A 20,373-nucleotide genomic window follows, 5' to 3' on the forward strand; every position below is an offset into this window, starting at 1 on the left:
TATTGGTTGTGTTAACAAAACCGATTGATTTTATTTTCATCAGCTTTACAACGTATAGCTAATTGTGTTTAAGGTCAAGTTCATGGTTAATTATCATGCATAAACGCGATTAGCCACTTAATAATCTAAAATAATCGATGGATATCAATGAGATATACAAGATGGATGTTAACGAGATTTAACATATACAACAGGGGGACTTTGAAAGCGCCAGAAAGCAGATAGAAAAAAGGCTAGCATCGAGTGCTAGCCAAATATAAAAGTTAGGAAGGGTGTTGCTTTTCCTCTAGGCTAACGTCATTGACGTTAGCCCGAGAAATATTATGCGGAAAGCATGAGTGAATCAGCTTTCGCTTCTAAGTTTGAGTTACCCATTAAGAAGTCATCAATAGCAATTGCACATTCACGACCTTCATTAATACAACGTACCACTAGAGACTGACCTGTACGCATATCACCAGCAGCGAAAACGCCTTTCTGGTTAGTTGCGTAACCTTCAGAAGCGACGTTACCGCGCTCGTCCAGTTTAATGTCTAGTTGAGCTAGCACACCTGTTGGCTCTGGGTGTAAGAAACCCATTGCTAGGAATGCCATATCACAAGGGATAACACGTTCTGTGTTCGCCACTTCATCAAAGCTTGGACGCTCACCTGGTTTCGCATCTTGCCAAACGATGTCAGCAATACGTAGACCCGTCACTTGACCTTGCTCGTTACCGATGAACTCTTTGGTTAAGATGTTCCAGTGACGTTCACAACCTTCTTCGTGAGAAGTCGTTGTTTTCATGATCATTGGGTATTGAGGCCAGGGCATATTTGCAGGGCGCTTCTCTGGTGGGATAGGCATGATCTCTACCTGAGTAATGCTTGCTGCTTTATGACGGTTTGAGGTACCTACACAGTCAGAACCAGTATCACCACCACCGATAACCACAATGTGCTTATCTTGAGCGTGAATCTCTTCTGTTTTCAGGTCTAGGTCGTTGGCACGACGGTTGTTTTGGCCAAGGAATTCCATCGCAAAATGAACGCCTTTTAGCTCACGGCCTGGAATTGGTAGGTCACGTGGAACCGTAGAACCACCTGTTAGCAGGACCACATCAAACTCTTGACGTAGCTGTTGAGCGTTAACATCAACACCGATGTGTTGGTTCACTTTAAACTCAACGCCCGCTTCAGCCATTAGATTGATCTTACGATCAATTACGTCCATACCCAGTTTGAAGTCTGGGATACCGAAACGCAGTAGGCCGCCAACTTTCTCGTCACGTTCAAATACTGTTACTGAGTGACCAGCACTGTTTAGTTGCTCAGCAGCGGCTAGGCCAGCAGGACCTGAACCGATAACAGCCACTGTTTTACCTGTGCGAGAACGAGGTGTTTTAGGTTTTGCGTACCCTTCTCGGTACGCAGTTTCTACAATCGTTTTCTCGATGTTACAGATAGTGATTGGGTCTTGGTTAATACCTAGTACACAAGCACTCTCACAAGGAGAAGGGCACACACGACCTGTAAATTCAGGGAAGTTATTGGTCGAGCTTAAGATGTTCCAAGCCTCTTCCCAGCTGTCACGGTAAACCGCGTCATTGAATTCTGGGATGATGTTACCAATCGGACAACCGCTGTGACAGAAAGGTACGCCACAGTCCATACAACGAGACGCTTGAGTATTGATCTTGTCACCAAACTCTTCGTTAAGTACGAACTCTTTGTTGTCTTCGATACGAACTGACGGGTCGAGCTTCTTTGGAAGCTCACGACCGTGTTCTAAAAATCCAGTAGGCTTACCCATTATACTGCCTCCACTTCTTCCGTTTGTGCTTGTTGTGCTTCAGCTTTACGCTTCTCAAGAACTGCTTTGTAGTCGCGTGGCATTACTTTAATTAGTGATGCAACACTTGCTTCAAAGTTGTCTAGGAAAGACTGAGCAACTTCACTTCCTGTGAATTCAACGTGCTTCGTTAGCATATCTAGTAGAAGATCTTTATCTTCTTGTTCAATTGGATCTAGGTCGACAAGTTCAGAGTTAAGCTTGGTTTCGAAGTCGCCCGCTTTATCCCAAACATAAGCGACACCGCCACTCATACCCGCAGCAAAGTTACGACCCGTTGAGCCAAGGATAATAGCAACACCGCCAGTCATGTATTCACAACCGTGGTCACCAACGCCTTCAACAACAACCTTCGCACCTGAGTTACGAACACAGAAACGTTCGCCAGCCATACCGCGAATGAAAGATTCACCTGAAGTCGCACCGTAGAAACATACGTTACCAACCACGATGTTATCTTCAGCAACGATAGATGATTTCGCATCTGGGTACAGTACTAAAGTACCGCCAGACAGACCTTTACCCCAGTAATCGTTCGCGTCGCCTTCTACTTCGAACTTAACGCCTTTCGCAAGGAACGCACCGAAAGATTGGCCAGCACTACCGTGGAACTTAACGTTCATTGGCTGTGGTAAACCTTGGTCTTTGTAAACCTTCGAGATTTCGTTCGACAGCATGGTACCTGCAGAGCGGTCCGTGTTGATGATAGGGAAGCTTGCACTTACAGCTTCGCCTTTCTCAAGTGCAGGAATCGCAGCTTGAATCAACTTACGGTCTAGAACATCTTCTAGGTTGTGGTTTTGTTGTGTCTGGTTGTAGATACCATCTTCTTCACGCGCCTGCTCAATGTGCAGTACCGGCGTTAGATCTAGGTTCTTGTACTTCCAGTGACCGATGTCATCACGCACTTTCAGTTTGTGCGATTGACCCACCATCTCATCGATAGAGCGGAAGCCAAGCTCAGCCATTACTTCACGTAGGCCTTCAGCCATGTATTGGAAGAAAGTCACTACGTCTTCTACGCGGCCGTCGAAACGCTCACGTAGAGTCTTGTTCTGTGTTGCGATGCCAACAGGACATGTATTCTTGTGACACTTACGCATCATGATACAGCCTTCAACCACTAGAGCTGCTGTTGCTACGCCCCATTCTTCAGCGCCAAGTAACGTTGCTACTGCAAGGTCACGTGGTGTTTTCATCTGACCATCAGACTGAACAACGATACGGTTACGTAGGCCGTTTTTCAGTAGTGTTTGGTGCGTTTCTGCTAGACCCAGTTCCCAAGGCAGACCAGTGTGACGGATAGAAGACATCGGAGATGCACCCGTACCACCATCAAAACCTGCGATAAGTACCACGTCAGCTTTCGCTTTCGCTACACCAGATGCAATTGTACCTACGCCAGCTTCTGATACTAGCTTCACGTTTACACGGCCATTACGGTTCGCGTTTTTCAGATCGTAGATCAGCTGAGCCAAATCTTCGATTGAGTAGATATCGTGGTGTGGCGGTGGCGAGATAAGACCTACGCCCGGAGTCGAGTGACGCGTTGCGCCGATCCAGTCATCAACCTTATCACCAGGTAGTTGACCACCTTCGCCCGGTTTCGCACCTTGAGCCATCTTGATTTGTAGCTCATCAGCGTTAGATAGGTAGTAAGACGTTACACCAAAGCGACCAGAAGCCACCTGTTTGATTGCTGAACGTTCCCAGTCGCCGTTTTCTTTACGTTCGAAACGTGCTGGATCTTCACCACCTTCACCTGAGTTTGATTTCGCGCCAATGCGGTTCATCGCAACAGCCAGTGTTGAGTGAGCCTCATGCGAGATTGAACCAAAGCTCATTGCGCCAGTAGCAAAACGCTTAAGGATGTTCTCGATTGGTTCTACTTCTGCTAGAGGAATAGAGCCTGCAGGGTTTTTGATGAAGTCCAGTTGACTACGTAGCGTTGCTGCGTTGTCGCCTTGGTCATCAACTGCTTTTGCGTACTTCTTGAACTGACCGTAATCTTTGTTACGCGTCGACTCTTGAAGTAGAGAAATCGTTTCAGGGTTGAACAGGTGCTTCTCACCACGTTGTTTCCACTGGTAAACACCACCAACATCAAGGATCTGAGCTGGGATTTCACGAGCTGGGTAACCAACACGGTGACGAACCAGTACTTCTCGCGCGATATCGTCGATCGTTAGACCTTGGATACGAGAAACAGTACCTGTGAAGTATTTTTCAACTACTGATTTGCTAACACCAAGTGCTTCAAAGATTTGTGCACCGTGGTAAGACTGCAGCGTAGAGATCCCCATCTTAGAGAAGATCTTAAGTAGACCGCCGTTAACACCTTTACGGTAGTTATCGAATAACTCACGTGGGTGTACGTTTGGATCTAGCTTCTTCGTACGTTGCAGTTCAACAATCGTTTCAATAACTAGGTATGGGTTAACTGCGTTCGCACCGTAACCGATAAGCGTTGCAAAGTGGTGTGTCTCACGAGCGTCGCCCGTTTCAACCACGATGTCACACTTAGCACGTAGACCTTTACGGATTAGGTGGTGATGAACCGCGCCAACAGCCAGCATTGCTGGAATAGCGGCATGGTTAGAGTTAACCGCACGGTCAGTTAGTAGGATGATAGAGTAGCCATCAATCACTGCGTCTTCTGCGTATTGGCAGATACGCTTAAGTGCGCGCTCTAATTTACCTTGGTCGCCATTTGCTTGGAATACGATATCCAGTGTCTTCGCTTGAAGGTGCTCGTTATCGATTGCACGCAGTTTTTCTAACTCAGAGTTAGACAGTACTGGAGACTCAAGCTCTACTTTTTGACAGTGTTCAGGTGTTTCAGCAAGTAAGTTCTGATCTTTACCTAGGTAAGTGTTCAGAGACATAACCATACGCTCACGAATCGGGTCGATCGGTGGGTTGGTTACTTGTGCAAACAACTGTTTGAAGTAGTTTGAAAGGTGCTGAGATTGATGAGAAAGAATCGCTAGCGGCCAGTCAGCACCCATTGCAGAAAGTGGCTCGTAGCCTGTTTTCGCAAGAGGTAGAATGATTTCGTTCACTTCTTCAGAGCTCACACCAAACGATTGTTGTTTGTGGAGAAGTTTCTCTGGAGAAGGTTGGCTAAATTCGTTGCTCGCATCTGGTAGCTTTTTCAAGCTCAGAAGGTTCTCTTCAACCCACTTTTCGTAGGGTTGTGCTTTAGCAATGCTGTCTTTCACTTCTTCATCAGAAATGATGCGGCCTTGCTCAAGGTCAGCAACAAAAATACGACCTGGTTGCAGGCGACCACGGTACTCAACGTTTTCAGGTGCAATCTCAACAACACCAGACTCAGACGCCATTACTAGGAAATCGTCTTTTGTTACTGTGTAGCGAGAAGGACGAAGACCGTTACGGTCTAGCGTTGCACCTACTTGAACACCATCGGTGAAACATACAGATGCTGGGCCATCCCATGGTTCCATTACGTTCGCGTGGTACTGGTAGAACGCACGACGAGTTGGGTCCATGTTTTTGTTTTCTTGCCATGCTTCCGGGATCATCATCATCAACGCATGTGGCAGAGTACGACCTGAAAGAACAAGTAGCTCAAGTGCCATATCGAAGTTTGATGAATCCGAACTACCTTCCTGACAGATAGGCAGTAGCATGTCGATTTCAGCTTGTGTAAACAGATCCGATTCTAGGATTGCTTCACGCGCTTTCATCCAGTTCAGGTTGCCGCGAACCGTATTGATTTCGCCATTATGCGCGATGTAACGGAAAGGCTGAGCTAGACGCCAACGTGGGAATGTATTGGTAGAGAAGCGAGAGTGTACCAGTGCTAGAGCTGTCACCATGGTTGGGTTTTGCAGGTCTAGGAAGTACTGAGGAACTTGTTCAGTTGTTAGCTGACCTTTGTACACCAATGTCTTGTAAGACATAGAGTTGATGTAGAAGTCATCACCGATATTTGAAACGCTTTCTAGGCATACACGAACCGTGTAGTTACGTAGAACATACAGTTTACGCTCAAGCTCTTCTGGTGTGATACCAGGGCCGCCAGAAATAAATACGTGTTCAAATTGAGGTTCAGTGCTTAGTGGGTCAGCACCAATCATTGAATTGTCAGTTGGAAGTTCACGGTAACCGATCACTTCTAACTCAAGGCGTTGTGCATTGCGTTCTAGAATGTCACGACACTGTGCACGTTTGTGTTCATCTTTAGGGAAAAGTACAACACCAACACCATATTTTTCAAAAGATGGCAGCTTAATTCCAAGCTTTACGGCTTCTTCTAGTAAGAATTCGTGCGGCTTCTGTAGCAGGATACCTGCACCATCACCAGAACACGGATCGCAGCCTTGGCCGCCACGGTGTTCCATACGTGCAAGCATATCGAGTGCTTGAGTTACTACATCATGAGATTTGCGATTCTTTAGATGCGCAACAAAACCGATACCACAAGCGTCATGCTCCAATTCAGGAGTATACAGACCCTGTGAGTTCTGCTCTTGATCTACCATAGATACATCCTTCCAGTTAAATCTAGGCGCAACTTATTTGTATAAAGTCAGCCTTGTCCTTTTATATTTATGGGTCTAAACCTGCCTATGCTGGCGGTTTGAATCCTTTCCGTATCTCGCAGGAAAAGTATTGCGAGAAAAACAATCCTTAGTGATACCTGTTTATTTTTAACCACAAACTAGTGGTTTATATAGGTGGGAGTTAGATATCACCGACTTATTAGCAAGTTTTCGTTGTAAGTAAATACTCAAAAATAGCCAATATGTGTAAGTATCCTACAATTTTGTCTAGGCGAATTGCAATGAAAGTTGACCCATGTAGACCATTTTTTTCGTTTTATTTTGAATTTAATGCCTAACAAATGTGCAACATTAGGCAAATAGAGCCGATTTTTTGCATGTTTATTGATATTTGTTAGGTTGCTCGCAAAAAGCCTTGAGTAAACTAATTGGTCGAATTTTGCAGGGATGTAATTTTTTTTCAAAAAAAGACTGATATTCATTCTTATTTACTTGAGTGCTTTGAAAATATGCAATTACACGAGTTGGTCAATACTATCGGCCAAGACCTTCAACGCCGTTATGGCGAGAAAGTCCACAAGCTGACGCTTCACGGTGGTTTCAGCTGCCCAAACCGAGACGGGACCATTGGTCGTGGAGGTTGTACGTTTTGTAACGTGGCTTCCTTTGCCGATGAACAAACTCAAATTCAAAGTATTGCTGACCAGTTAAAAGATCGCGCGGGTGAGATTGCTCGTGCCAAGAAGTATCTGGCTTACTTTCAGGCGTACACCAGCACTTATGCTGAGGTACAAGTGCTTAAGAATATGTATGAAGAGGCGTTAAAAGCACCTGGTGCAGAGATCGTCGGCCTTTGTGTTGGCACAAGACCAGACTGCGTGCCTGATGCGGTATTAGAGTTGTTAGCGGGCTATGTTAAACAAGGCTATGAGATTTGGCTCGAGCTTGGCCTACAAACCGCCAATGATAAAACTCTCAAGCGAATTAACCGCGGACACGACTTTGCGGTGTATGAAACGATCACCCAGCGTGCTCGCGCTTTAGGCATCAAGGTGTGTACCCACCTGATTGTTGGTCTACCAAAAGAGACTAAGCCGGATAACCTTGAAACCTTAGACAAGGTATTAGCGGTTGGCACCGATGGTATTAAGCTACATGGCCTTCATATAGTAGAGGGCAGTACTATGGCTAAGGCGTGGAAAGCCGGCAAGCTAGAAGCGCCAAGCCTTGAAGAGTACATTGATATCGCGAGTGAGATCATCCAACGCACGCCTGCGGACGTGGTTTATCACCGTGTTTCTTCTGCTGCGAGACGCCCAACGTTACTCTCTCCTTTATGGTGTGAGAACCGCTGGTTAGCGATGACTAAAATAGGTCGTTCGCTCGATAAAACCGGTGCTCAGGGCATCAAAACTGGCTCTGCATTTGAATACACTCTGCCTGTTTTAAACGCGGCCAATTAATAGAAATGGGTGACTGTAGGTAACAGCAGATAAAACCAACAAATAGTGGTAACATTTCCCTCACAGATTTTATGGTATAGATTGAGAGTAAATGGAACTGGTAATGACTTGGTTGTGGGACAGGGCGTATGGCTACGGTATTTATATCGTTGTTGTATTGCTGATTGCTCTCATCTGCTGGCATCTCTATTCTCGTTATCAATCGCATATCGAAACGCTTCTACTTGCTACTCCATCGCCACTTTACTTTGTTGATGTTCGAAGTGGCGAAATACTCTATGCCAATCGCCAAGCAATGCAGTTGCTTGGTATTCGACAAATTGGTGTTAACTTTCGATTCCCTACCGTTGAAAGCGAGAATAGCTTTCGCCACTACTTAACCAATCACATCAACTCTCGAGCCTTCGAGCAGGTCTCCCTGTGGGCGCTTTCTGAATTTGAGTCGTTTAAGATCAACTTAGTCGGTCGTAAGGTTCATTTTAGAAATAAGCAGGCTTGGATGATTCATGCTTCACCTTATAAGAATACTAACGAAGAAATGTCCCAAGAAGTTCGAGAGTTGAATGTTGCTCGTACCGCTTTGGATTCTTTGTCTGAGTTGATCTACGTGAAAGATCAGAAAGATCAGTTAGTGACGAGTAATCGCTCGTTTAAAAAGTTTTGGCATGGTCGTGCTGAAGAGGGCACCCTGAGTGTTTCTGGTGGAGTATTAAAAGGTCGTGTAAGTGAACGCTCTTGGACTACAGATCAAGATGGAAAAAGCTGCTTGCTTGAAACCTACCAAAGTGTCTTGCTCTCACAAGATGGATCAACCATAGGTACGCTCTCTATTAGCCATGATGTGACCGATTGGCATGACATGCAGCAGAAGCTGCGTGGCGAAATGGAGAAGCGTAAAGATACCGAAGTGGCACTTGCTCAGCGTGACACCATCTTGCAAAACATCTTGGAAGCGAGCCCAGACTCGATTGGTATCTTCAACGAAAACATGGTTTATCAAGCGTGTAATAAGCCATTTGTGGCTGCGCTAGGTATCTCTGAAGTGAGTGACTTGATCGGTAAACGTTTACAAGATGTGGTGCCACATAGCATCTATACGCGAATATCAGAAACCGATCATCAAGTGCTTCATCAAAGTAAATCGCTGCGTTATATCGACAAAGTGGTCTCAAGTGATGGAGCATTTACTTGGTATGATGTAGTCAAATCACCGTTTAGAGATCCAGCATCGAGCACTAATGGTGTGTTGATCATGGCGCGTGATATTACAGAGCGTTATCTAGCAGAACAAAAACTTGAAGAAGCCAACCTTGAACTTGAACGCCTCAGCTTTATGGATAGCCTGACTAAAGTTTCTAATCGACGTCGTTTCGATGAACAGCTCTCGACACTGTGGCATTATCATGTGCGTGAGAAGTTACCGCTGACGATCATGCTGTGTGACATCGATTTCTTTAAAGGCTACAACGACTATTACGGACACCAGCAAGGTGATGATGCTCTGGTCCAAGTTTCTCAGGCATTTAAGCAAGTGTTGAATCGTTCATCGGACTGTGTAGCTCGTTATGGTGGTGAAGAATTCGGCTTTATTCTGCCGAATACAACGACCGAAGGTGCTCAGCTGGTGGCGCAGCGTATACATGACGAAGTCTTAAAATTAGAACTTGCGCATGAGAAGTCGACGGTCTCTGAATTCATCACCGTGAGTATTGGTATTGTCTCTTACATTCCTAAACCTGATGACGAGATGGAGTCGGCCGTTGCTTTGGCTGACAGTGCTCTGTATCAAGCAAAATCTGACGGTCGAAACCGTTCTATGGTGCATCCATCCTCAATTTGCTAACTCTATAAAATCGGTGATTTGCCCACCTTCGTCTGTTTTGGTTGTTCGGTATTTATATTAATTGGATTAACCTTCGATATTGCCGCTGATCTCTTGCTGCGTGTGATGTAGCTAGCTTACCTCCTATCTTCAAACAGGGTAGAATGTTGCTAGTCTTATCGCATGGAGCGCTAAATGAAACCCATGAAAAATCTTGCCCAGTATTACGTGGATCTACTCGTAAAGCTGGGGATTGTCCGCTTTTCTATCTTACTCGCCCTAGCGCTTGTTGCCCTCGCTGTTGTTGTGCAAGTCGGTATCACCCTCGCACTCAAAGGTAATGTTGATGATATCGATATTGTCCGTTCAGTTTTCTTTGGTTTAGTGATAACGCCTTGGGCGGTTTACTTCCTATCTGTAGTCGTTGATCAGCTGGAAGAGTCTCGTCAAAGGTTAGCGAAACTGGTCTCTAAACTTGGCGACATGCGTGAGCGAGACCAAGAGCTCAACAATAAACTGCAACTCAATATTGAGAAGCTTAATCAAGAAATTGAAGAGCGTGAAAAAGCGGAAGAAGCACGTGCAGAAGCGATGCACGACCTTGAGAACGAGGTGTTTCAACGTGAGCGAACTCAGCTTGAACTTGCAGAACGTACGGCACTGCTACGTTCATTTATTGATGCTTCTCCTGACCTTATTTACTATCGTAATGAAGATGGTGTGTTCTCTGGTTGTAACCGTGCTGTAGAAGAGCTCACCGGCAAAACAGAAAAAGAGCTGGTTGGTTTGACTCCTTGGGATGTCTACAGTAAAGAGGTAGCCCAACAAGTTGTTGAAACCGATAAGAAAGTCTTTTCTGATAACCAAGCGCTGACCTATGACCAATGGCTTGAATACCCTGACGGACGTAAGAGTTACTTCGAACTGCGTAAGGTTCCTTTCTACAGCAAAGATGGCCGTCACTTGGGCTTAGTCGGTTTTGGTCGTGATATTACTGAACGTAAAGAGCATCAAGAGTCGTTAGAAAAAGCTAGCCGTGATAAGACCACCTTTATCTCAACCATTAGCCACGAGTTAAGAACACCGCTCAATGGCATCATCGGCTTGAGCCGCATGTTGTTGGATAGCCAACTAACGACCGAGCAGCGTAAGCAGATGCAAACCATTAAGGTAAGCGCAGTGACATTGGGTAATATCTTTAACGATATTATCGACATGGATAAGTTCGATCGCCGTAAGCTTGAGCTCTTCCCAACCCCTATCAACTTTGAAGATTTCGTTGTCGAGATCGAGAGTATTTCTGCGTTAATGGCAGAGCAGAAAGGACTAAGGTTCGATCTAGAAAGATTGTCTGATCTTCCTGCCGCTGTTGAGGTGGATGGTACTCGTCTTAGACAGGTATTGTGGAACCTTGTCAGCAACGCGATGAAGTTCACCAAAGATGGTGGTGTGGTGATGACAGTCAGCGCCGAAATTGATGGCGACTTTGCCAACATAACGATGGAAGTAGAAGACACTGGGATTGGTATCCCTGAAAGTGAAATCGAGAAGATCTTCGCGATGTACTATCAGGTAAAATCGGGCACGGACAATTTGCACGCTGTCGGCACGGGCATTGGCCTCGCGGTCTCACAGCAGCTGATCAATATGATGGATGGCCACATTGAAGTCACCAGTGAAGAGGGCTTTGGTAGCACCTTTACGGTTTCGATTCGAGTTCCAGTTAATCACGATACTCAGGCACTGATCAAAACGCCAAGAAAGCAGTCGAATCTTAAGATCTTCATGGTAGAAGATATTGAACTCAATATCACAGTGGCTCGCTCTCTACTTGAAAGTCTGGGCCATGAGGTGACCGTAGTAATGACGGGTAAAGAGGCTCAGATTGCTTTTAACCCGGAAGACTATGACTTGGTACTGTTAGATATCCAACTGCCAGACATGACAGGTTTCGATATTGCTCAATACTACCGCGAGAAATACAGCCAACTACCGCCTTTGGTGGCATTAACTGCCAACGTGTTAAACAACAAGCAAGAGTATTTCCAGAAAGGCATGGACGAAGCGATCAGCAAACCTTTGTCAGTTCGAGCTATTCAAGATGTCATCAGCGAGCTGATCGAAGATGCGACAGAGGTAATTGAGAAAGTAGCGGGTACGGAGAAGGTTGAAAGCATTGAGAAAGTCGACGCCACTAAGTCTGTTCTTTCAGCTATTGATACCACTTTGCTTGATATTGACATGCTAGAGTCTTATGTTGACATTGTTGGACCAAAACCGGTTTTGGATAGCATCGTGATGTTTGAAGATATGATGCCGGAGTATATGGAAATATTGAACTCCAACATGGTCGCGAAAGATAAAGCCAGTATCGTTTCTGAAGCACATAAAATTAAAGGTGCAGCAGGTTCTATTGGCCTGAAACGCATTCAACAAGTTGCTCAGAAAGCTCAATCTCCTGACCTACCAGCTTGGTGGGAAAACATTTCAGATTGGGTCGATGAGATTAATAACGAATACCAGAATGACATTGAAGTCTTAAAGAGTTGGTTAAATCAAAGGTAGAAGAAGAATGAAAAAATTAGCATTCGCCGCATGTGTAGTGGCATTAGCGGGTTGTTCTACGCCCCAAGTAGAATGGCAGCAAGATAATCAAGTAGAAGTATCTGCAGCAACAGTCACAATGAAAAGCAACCTTTGGCACAACAAGATGCCAACGATTGGAGAGACCCAAGATAAGACTTTGCATGGTGCAATCTACCTAGAGTCAGACTCACAACTGCCAGCAACGCTTGCGGTTGAGAGTGTTACCGTTAAACAGGGTGCAGACACCTTATTGGTAACAGCTGACGATCTTGATTTAAGAACACATAGCGAAACTCAATGGGAAGTCGCTTTTGTGTGGCAACTAGAGATCGACAGCGACAAGCCTGTTGATGTGGCGGTTGAACTGAAAGATGGTGAAACCGTGAAGTGGCTGGTGGAGAAAGACGTTAAGGTTGATACGGTTTACTAAACCTTAGCGAACAATGAACAACAAAAAAGGGAGAATGCGTTGGCATTCTCCCTTTTTAATAACTATTGATTGCGCTTCTACTGTTCAAACACTAAGTGCTAAACGACTCGAAACGCGAATCGAATTAGTCTTCTAGGTCACCACAAAAGCGGTAGCCTTCACCGTGAATCGTTGCGATGATTTCTGGCGTACCAGAAACAGATTCAAAGTGCTTACGAATACGACGGATTGTTACGTCTACAGTACGATCGTGTGGCTTAAGCTCACGACCAGTCATCTTCTTAAGAAGGTCTGCACGTGTTTGGATCTTACCTGGGTTCTCACAGAAGTGAAGTAGAGCACGGAACTCTGAACGAGGTAGCTTGTAGCCTTCGCCATCTGGGCTAACCAGAGAACGACTGTTGATATCTAGTACCCAACCGTTGAACTCATACTTTTCAACGCTACGCTTTTCTTCTTGAACAGAGCTTGTGCTCATTGAACGGTTAAGAAGGTTGCGTGCACGGATAGTCAGTTCACGAGGGTTGAAAGGCTTAGTGATGTAGTCATCAGCGCCGATCTCTAGGCCAAGGATCTTATCAACTTCATTATCACGACCAGTTAAGAACATAAGCGCTACGTTTGCTTGCTCACGTAGTTCACGCGCAAGTAGTAGGCCATTCTTACCTGGAAGGTTGATGTCCATAATTACAAGGTTAACTTGGTTGTCAGATAGCACTTGGTGCATCTCTTCACCGTCGCTAGCCTCAAAAACAGCATATCCCTCTGCTTCAAAAATACTCTTTAGAGTGTTACGAGTTACTTGCTCATCTTCAACGATAAGAATCTGCGGGGTTTGCATTTGGCGGTACCTAAATTTGTGACGAAACTGTGCTAATAGAATAAATTCTAGGCAAAAACATAACATACAGGTAATGTATTTTTGATGATAACTTAAAGTTTTCAAAAAAACACTTACTTCCAGCTATCTGCCTTCCTTGAAGTATTGCCCAATAACGTAGATCCAGTACGCCTTTCAATCATTCTTTTAGTGATTGGAGAGGATTCTATAATGTTAACAGCATGCTAACAACGCGAGAATGTTAATTCCATTCACTTTGTTGATTTACATCAATTGCCGTATCGCAACAAACTTTAATAGTATGGCTACAACTTAACCAATGTTATGGTGATTATTTAGCACCAAAACAAGAATGATTATTCGAGATGTTTCGCACATCTTGCCTGCTAAAGACCGGATTATGAACCAAGGAAGCTGAAAGCTGTCCTAAGAGTCTAGTAGATAAATATGCTCAATCAACTTTTATTGAGTAATAAATTGAGCATAGAACAATGAAAACAAAGGATTAATTTTAATAACATATAAAAGCATAGAGGTTAGCCTGACTAAACAGGTAACGCCTTACTCACGGAGGATATATGCACGATATAACACCCGACTTATGTGATGAGTTTGAAAGCGAAGTCACCCTACTGAACATGCCATTGCAGAACTTCGGTCAACGTGGTGCGTTCTTTGGAAAAATTGTAACAGTTCGTTGTTACCACGATAATTCCAAGGTTCGCGAGATTTTAGAGACCGATGGCTGTGGCAAAGTGCTTGTCGTTGATGGAAATGGCTCATGCCAAAAGGCGCTGCTTGGCGATCAGCTCGCTATTCTCGCGATAGAGAATGGTTGGGAAGGCGTGATTGTGAACGGTGCGGTGCGTGATGTTGGCATGATGTCGCAAATGGACCTTGGTGTTCAGGCGCTGGGTGCATCGCCATTCAAGACAGAGAAACGCGGCGTCGGACAAGTGAATGTTACGCTCTCTATACATAATCAACTGATTCAGCCTGGTGACTATATTTATGCCGATTGGAATGGCGTATTAATTTCATCTGAGTTGTTAATTGAGTCGTAACTAACTCAAATTTAATTCCGTTGTTAGATTAGATTGGGGAATGGTTTGTGATGTGCTGAAAGCTTGGGGCTCAATTCGGACTAATCAGTAAATAAAGAACAAGCGAAAGAGATTAAAAGCGAAACCCTAATCCCACTTCAACACCTTGCTGCCACTCTTCATAGTCAAGGGTGGCATGCAAATCTAGATTATCAGTCAGTTGCACTCGGCTGGAAACCTCTGCGGCTACCGATTTCTCATTGTCTTCGGTTTCATCTTTATAGGTGTGTAAAGAACTGTTGAAAGAGACTCTTTCTGAAAACTGATAACTGACACCACTTAAGAATCCACTTTCCTGTTTCAGTGCCGCACTATTGATACGTGTACCCACGTAAAGATCCACATCTGAAAACAAGCTATAAGAATAGCCACTGTCTATTTTCCAAGTATCGAAGCTTTCACTTGACGCGTTTTGTGTGGAGATAAAAAATTTATGAGAAGAACGATCTATTTGAGAAGGAAGTAGAGGCAAACTATTCGCTGAACAAACAACAGGCATAGCAAAAGCCAAAAGAATAAGTAATCTCTTCATTTCCCACTCCTGATGTCATTATTATTGTTCTTCGAACGTTATCGTTCAATTAAAGCACAGAACTTGTGCGTTCGCTGCACAATCGATATAGCATTTTGTTATGACTATATATGCAATTGATCACTCTTGCTTGTTCAATGAGTAAATCCAGTATCTTAAGTGAAGGTTTATACAGGGTGTTTTATCCCTTAAATGACGGTTTGCTCTGAAAAACGGTGCGAATGTAAAAAAAACGCAACTTTTCATTGACGTCCAGTGGTAAAAATTGATACACGTAGAGTAAAGCACAAGCAGAGAATTTGATATGCAGCACGTAAGCCACCTAGTAATGACCACAACCATTATTATTACCGACATTAACATTGTTGGGGCAGGCTGCTAAGTAACGGATTTTAAAAAAAAGGCCTGTATCCAACAAGATACAGGCCTTTTTTTGTACCATTTTTATGACTTATGGAGAAAGGGATGCGCGTTTTAAAGTTTGGAGGTTCATCATTAGCTGATGCAGATCGTTTTTTACGAGCGGCTGATATCATCGCTAATAATGCCCAGCAAGAAGAGCTAGCTGTTGTACTATCGGCTCCAGGAAAAACAACCAATAAGTTGGTCGCTGTAATTGAAGCTGCACTTAAAAATGGTGAAGCAGACGCACAGATTACAGAGATCGAATCCTCATTCGCTGCACTGTTTGCAGATATTCAAGCCGTTGTTCCTTCTATTGACGGTGCTGCGTTCCAAGAGCAGGTGGATACTTCTCTTGCTCAGCTAAAACAGTTCGTGAACGGCATTAACCTACTGGGCATGTGCCCGAATCATGTTAATGCTCGCATCATCAGTAAAGGTGAGCGAATCTCAATCCAGTTGATGAAAGCGGTACTTGAAGCGAAAGGCCAACCAGCAAGCCTGATTGACCCAGTTCAATACCTATACGCTAAAGGTGATCACCTTGAAGCTATGGTCGATGTGGATGTTTCAACTCAGAACTTCCGTCAATCGCCACTTCCTAAAGGTCACGTAAACATCATGCCGGGCTTCACTGCTGGTAATGATAAAGGTGAGTTAGTAACACTTGGCCGTAATGGCTCTGACTACTCAGCGGCAGTTCTAGCGGCATGTCTACGTGCTGATTGCTGTGAAATCTGGACTGATGTAGACGGCGTTTACAACTGTGACCCACGCTTAGTCGATGATGCACGTCTGCTTAAATCATTAAGCTACCAAGAAGCGATGGAGCTTTCTTACTTCGGTGCTTCGGTTCTACACCCGAAGACTATCGCGCCTATCGCGCAATTTCATATTCCTTGTCTGATCAAAAACAGCTTCAACCCACAGGGTGCGGGTACTTTGATTGGTCAAGACACTGGCGAAGATAACCTAGCAATTAAAGGTATTACTACGCTAAGTGACCTAACAATGGTTAACGTATCAGGCCCTGGTATGAAAGGCATGGTTGGCATGGCAAGTCGCGTATTCGGCGCGATGTCTTCGGCTGGCGTTTCTATTGTCCTTATTACTCAATCGTCTTCTGAGTACAGCATCAGCTTCTGTATTGAATCGGCTGACAAAGTGAAAGCGAAACAAGTGTTGTCAGACGCGTTTGAACTTGAGCTCAAAGATGGTCTATTAGAGCCAGTTGAGTTCATGGACGACGTAGCGATTGTAACGCTGGTGGGTGACGGTATGCGTACTTCACGCGGTGTTGCTTCTCAGTTCTTCTCTTCTTTAGCTGAAGTGAACGTCAACATTGTTGCGATTGCTCAAGGGTCATCTGAGCGTGCTATCTCAGCGGTTATCCCTGAAGATAAAATCTCTGAAGCAATCAAAGCGTGTCACGAGAACCTATTTAACTCTAAGCACTTCCTTGACGTATTCGTTGTGGGTGTTGGCGGCGTTGGTGGCGAACTTGTTGATCAGATCCAACGTCAGCAAGGTAAATTGGCTGAAAAAGGCATCGTGATTCGCGTATGTGGTTTAGCAAACAGTAAAGGTTTGTTGCTAGACAGCGATGGTCTACCGTTAGAGCAGTGGCGTGACCGTATGTCGAGTGCGACTGAAGAATTCAGCCTAGCTCGCTTAGCGGCTCTTGTTCAACGTAACCACATCATCAACCCAGTATTGGTTGACTGTACGTCTAGCGAAGGTATTGCTGCGCAGTACGCTGATTTCCTAGCGGCTGGTTTCCACGTGGTAACACCAAACAAGAAAGCAAACACAGCAAGCATGGCTTACTACCATCAGCTTCGTGAAGTTGCACGTAACTCACGTCGTAAGCTGATGTACGAAACAACCGTAGGTGCAGGTCTACCAGTAATCGAAAACCTTCAGAACCTTATCTCTGCAGGTGATGAACTTGAGAAGTTCAACGGCATTCTTTCAGGTTCACTGTCTTACATCTTCGGTAAACTTGATGAAGGTATGACACTAAGCCAAGCAACCAATATTGCTAAAGATAACGGCTTTACTGAACCGGATCCTCGTGACGATTTATCTGGTATGGATGTGGCGCGTAAGCTGCTTATTCTTGCTCGTGAAGCAGGCATGGCGCTTGAACTTGAAGATGTTGAAGTTGACCAAGCTCTGCCACCAGGTTTTGATGACTCAGGCACGGTTGAAGAGTTTATGGCTCGTCTGCCAGAAGCGGATGCTTACTTCCAAGAGCAGTCGGCTATCGCAGCAGAAGAAGGCAAAGTACTTCGTTATGTTGGCGAAATCGCTGAAGGTAAGTGTAAGGTTCGTATCGCTGCTGTTGATGGCGATGACCCAATGTTCAAGATTAAAGATGGCGAGAACGCATTAGCATTCTACAGCCGTTACTACCAACCAATCCCTCTAGTACTACGTGGCTACGGCGCGGGTACTGAAGTAACAGCAGCTGGCGTATTCTCTGATGTGATGCGTACTCTTGGTTGGAAATTAGGAGTTTAGGAATGAGTTCAAGTGATATGGATGTTGTCGTTTATGCTCCTGCATCAATCGGTAATGTCAGTGTAGGGTTTGATGTGCTGGGGGCCGCTGTGTCTCCAGTGGATGGCACACTGCTGGGTGACCGAGTAATGGTTAAAGCAGGCGATGAATCATTCTCGCTAAAAACAGCAGGCAGCTTTGTTTCTAAGCTGCCGACTGAAGCCAAAGAAAACATCGTCTACGACTGCTGGGTGGTGTTCTCTAGAGAGCTTGATAAAAAAGGCGTTGCGCTAAAGCCTTTAGAAATGACACTCGAAAAGAACATGCCTATTGGTTCTGGTCTAGGTTCAAGTGCATGTTCAATTGTCGCGGCACTGGATGCGCTAAATCGTTTTCATGGCCAGCCACTGAATGAGACTGAACTGCTTGCTCTAATGGGCGAAATGGAAGGTAAGATTTCAGGCGGTATCCATTATGATAACGTTGCTCCATGTTACCTTGGTGGTGTGCAGTTAATGCTTGAAGAGTTAGGTATCATTAGCCAAGAAGTACCGTGTTTTGATGACTGGTATTGGGTAATGGCGTATCCGGGTATTAAGGTTTCAACGGCTGAAGCTCGCGAAATTCTTCCTTCTCAATATCGTCGTCAGGATGTGATTGCCCATGGCCGTCATCTAGCGGGTTTTATCCACGCGTGCCACTCTGGTCAACCAGAGCTAGCAGCGAAGATGATCAAAGACGTGATTGCTGAACCATATCGTGAGAAACTGCTTCCAGGGTTTGCTGATGCGCGTAAATACGCCACTTCAGCTGGAGCACTGGCTACTGGGATCTCCGGTAGCGGTCCAACTCTATTTAGCATTTGCAAAGAACAAGATGTCGCCGAGCGTGTTGCACGCTGGTTAGAACAAAATTACGTACAAAATGAAGAAGGATTCGTTCACGTTTGTCGCCTAGACAAGCAAGGTTCGATCGTTACAGGAAGTGAGTTATGAAGCTGTACAACATCAAAGAAAATGACGAGCAAGTCTCTTTTGGCCAAGCCGTTCGTCAAGGTTTAGGTCGTAATCAAGGTCTATTTTTTCCATCTGAGCTACCAAAGTTTGATGATATCGATGCGCTGCTAGCAGAGGACTTTGTCCCTCGTAGCTCAAAGATTCTGTCAGCATTGATTGGCGATGAATTACCAAAAGAACAGATCGACCAAATGGTGGATGCAGCGTTCCAATTCCCTGCACCAATCAACCAAGTAAAAGACGGCGTTTACGCGCTTGAGCTTTTCCACGGCCCTACACTGGCGTTTAAAGATTTCGGTGGCCGCTTTATGGCTCAGTCTTTAGCAGCCGTTTCAGATGGTGGTCAAATCACGATCTTAACAGCAACATCAGGTGATACTGGTGCGGCGGTTGCACATGCTTTCTACGGCATGGAAGACATCAATGTTGTGATTCTTTACCCGAAAGGCAAGATCAGCCCATTGCAAGAGAAGCTTTTCTGTACGCTGGGTAAGAACATTCACACTGTCGCTATCGATGGTGACTTTGATGCGTGTCAGGCTCTGGTTAAAGAATCATTTGATGATGCTGAACTGCGTAAAGAGATTGGTCTTAACTCGGCAAACTCTATCAACATCAGCCGTTTAATGGCTCAGATCTGTTATTACTTTGAAGCGGCTTCTCAGCTGACTAAAGAGCAACGTGAAAACCTAGTTATTTCTGTACCAAGTGGTAACTTTGGTAACCTAACGGCGGGTCTATTGGCTAAAGCACTAGGTTTACCTGTTAAGCGTTTCATCGCAGCAACCAATGAAAATGACACGGTTCCTCGCTACCTAGAAACAGGTCAATGGGATCCAAAACCGACCATTGCGACAACGTCGAACGCGATGGACGTAAGCCAACCAAATAACTGGCCTCGTATTGAAGAGCTTTGCCAACTGAAAGGTTGGGGCTTAGATACACTAGGCAAAGGTAAAGTATCTGACGAGCAGAGCGCTGAGTCAGTTCGCGACCTAAAAGCACAAGGTTACCTATGTGAACCACATGGTGCGATTGCTTACCGTCTATTGGAAGAGCAATTGCAAGAGAATGAAACTGGCTTGTTCCTGTGTACAGCACACCCAGCGAAATTCAAAGAAGTGGTTGATGACATCCTAGGTTCTGATATCGAACTGCCTGGCCCGCTAGCAAAACACGCGGCAATGGAGTTGTTGTCTGAAGATCTTGATAACGATTTTGAAGCGCTAAAAGCAGTGCTTCGTCGAGTTCAACCGTAACGTCCATTTGTTTTTCGAACAAATAAAAACGGCGCTCAATGAGCGCCGTTTTTGTATT

General features: G+C 44.9%; 12 protein-coding genes, 1 pseudogene and 1 other annotated feature. Of the genes and pseudogenes, 8 read left to right on the forward strand and 5 right to left on the reverse strand.

Annotation, left to right across the window (positions count from 1 at the left end; all coding sequences use genetic code 11):
* Positions 1-321: 321 nt before the first annotated feature.
* Together OC193_RS02465 and gltB are read right to left on the reverse strand one after the other, a co-directional pair.
* The gene (locus OC193_RS02465) at positions 322-1,791 is read right to left on the reverse strand and encodes a glutamate synthase subunit beta (protein WP_017630242.1); all 1,470 of its coding nucleotides are present in this window, start codon (positions 1,789-1,791) and stop codon (positions 322-324) included.
* The gene (gene gltB / locus OC193_RS02470) at positions 1,791-6,338 is read right to left on the reverse strand and encodes a glutamate synthase large subunit (RefSeq protein WP_048658043.1); all 4,548 of its coding nucleotides are present in this window, start codon (positions 6,336-6,338) and stop codon (positions 1,791-1,793) included. Before gltB ends, OC193_RS02465 begins: the two co-directional genes overlap by 1 nt.
* Positions 6,339-6,868: 530 nt before the next feature.
* On the opposite strand from gltB, the gene OC193_RS02475 reads away from it, so the two are divergent.
* The 4 genes from OC193_RS02475 to OC193_RS02490 all read left to right on the forward strand — a co-directional run bounded on the left by OC193_RS02475 (position 6,869) and on the right by OC193_RS02490 (position 12,660).
* Positions 6,869-7,822, forward strand: coding sequence for a TIGR01212 family radical SAM protein (locus OC193_RS02475; protein WP_048662669.1), 954 nt, complete (start codon positions 6,869-6,871; stop codon positions 7,820-7,822).
* Between the two features lie 91 nt (positions 7,823-7,913).
* Entirely contained in the window at positions 7,914-9,665 is a 1,752-nt protein-coding gene (locus OC193_RS02480) for a sensor domain-containing diguanylate cyclase (protein WP_048662670.1), read from the forward strand.
* Positions 9,666-9,839: 174 nt separating this feature from the next.
* Positions 9,840-12,209: an aerobic respiration two-component sensor histidine kinase ArcB gene (gene arcB, locus OC193_RS02485; RefSeq protein WP_048662671.1), complete on the forward strand. Its 2,370-nt coding sequence runs from the start codon at positions 9,840-9,842 to the stop codon at positions 12,207-12,209.
* 7 nt (positions 12,210-12,216) lie between these two features.
* Positions 12,217-12,660, forward strand: coding sequence for a hypothetical protein (locus OC193_RS02490; protein WP_048658047.1), 444 nt, complete (start codon positions 12,217-12,219; stop codon positions 12,658-12,660).
* A gap of 124 nt (positions 12,661-12,784) precedes the next feature.
* On the opposite strand, the gene arcA is transcribed toward OC193_RS02490, so the two are convergent.
* Together arcA and OC193_RS02500 are read right to left on the reverse strand one after the other, a co-directional pair.
* A complete protein-coding gene (arcA, locus tag OC193_RS02495; RefSeq protein WP_004741534.1) occupies positions 12,785-13,501 on the reverse strand; it encodes a two-component system response regulator ArcA in 717 nt (238 codons plus the stop codon).
* 429 nt (positions 13,502-13,930) lie between these two features.
* A pseudogene (locus OC193_RS02500) lies at positions 13,931-14,032 on the reverse strand (ribonuclease activity regulator protein RraA); the annotation flags it as partial.
* 47 nt (positions 14,033-14,079) lie between these two features.
* On the opposite strand from OC193_RS02500, the gene OC193_RS02505 reads away from it, so the two are divergent.
* Complete coding sequence (locus OC193_RS02505) at positions 14,080-14,565, forward strand: putative 4-hydroxy-4-methyl-2-oxoglutarate aldolase (RefSeq protein WP_048658048.1); 486 nt, start codon at positions 14,080-14,082, stop codon at positions 14,563-14,565.
* 112 nt (positions 14,566-14,677) lie between these two features.
* On the opposite strand, the gene OC193_RS02510 is transcribed toward OC193_RS02505, so the two are convergent.
* Complete coding sequence (locus tag OC193_RS02510) at positions 14,678-15,136, reverse strand: hypothetical protein (RefSeq protein WP_048662672.1); 459 nt, start codon at positions 15,134-15,136, stop codon at positions 14,678-14,680.
* A gap of 317 nt (positions 15,137-15,453) precedes the next feature.
* Positions 15,454-15,572 (forward strand) — a sequence feature (Thr leader region).
* Between the two features lie 29 nt (positions 15,573-15,601).
* On the opposite strand from OC193_RS02510, the gene thrA reads away from it, so the two are divergent.
* The 3 genes from thrA to thrC are packed head-to-tail and all read left to right on the forward strand — an operon-like array spanning position 15,602 to position 20,315.
* On the forward strand, positions 15,602-18,061 hold the full coding sequence (gene thrA / locus OC193_RS02515; protein WP_048658050.1) for a bifunctional aspartate kinase/homoserine dehydrogenase I: 2,460 nt from the start codon (positions 15,602-15,604) through the stop codon (positions 18,059-18,061).
* 17 nt (positions 18,062-18,078) lie between these two features.
* Complete coding sequence (gene thrB, locus OC193_RS02520; RefSeq protein WP_048658085.1) at positions 18,079-19,035, forward strand: homoserine kinase; 957 nt, start codon at positions 18,079-18,081, stop codon at positions 19,033-19,035.
* Entirely contained in the window at positions 19,032-20,315 is a 1,284-nt protein-coding gene (thrC, locus tag OC193_RS02525) for a threonine synthase (RefSeq protein ID WP_048662673.1), read from the forward strand. The genes thrB and thrC overlap by 4 nt, the downstream gene beginning before the upstream one ends.
* Positions 20,316-20,373: the final 58 nt, after the last annotated feature.

It is taken from the genome of Vibrio crassostreae (assembly GCF_024347415.1).
In the GTDB taxonomy this organism is placed as follows: Bacteria; Pseudomonadota; Gammaproteobacteria; order Enterobacterales; family Vibrionaceae; genus Vibrio; species Vibrio crassostreae.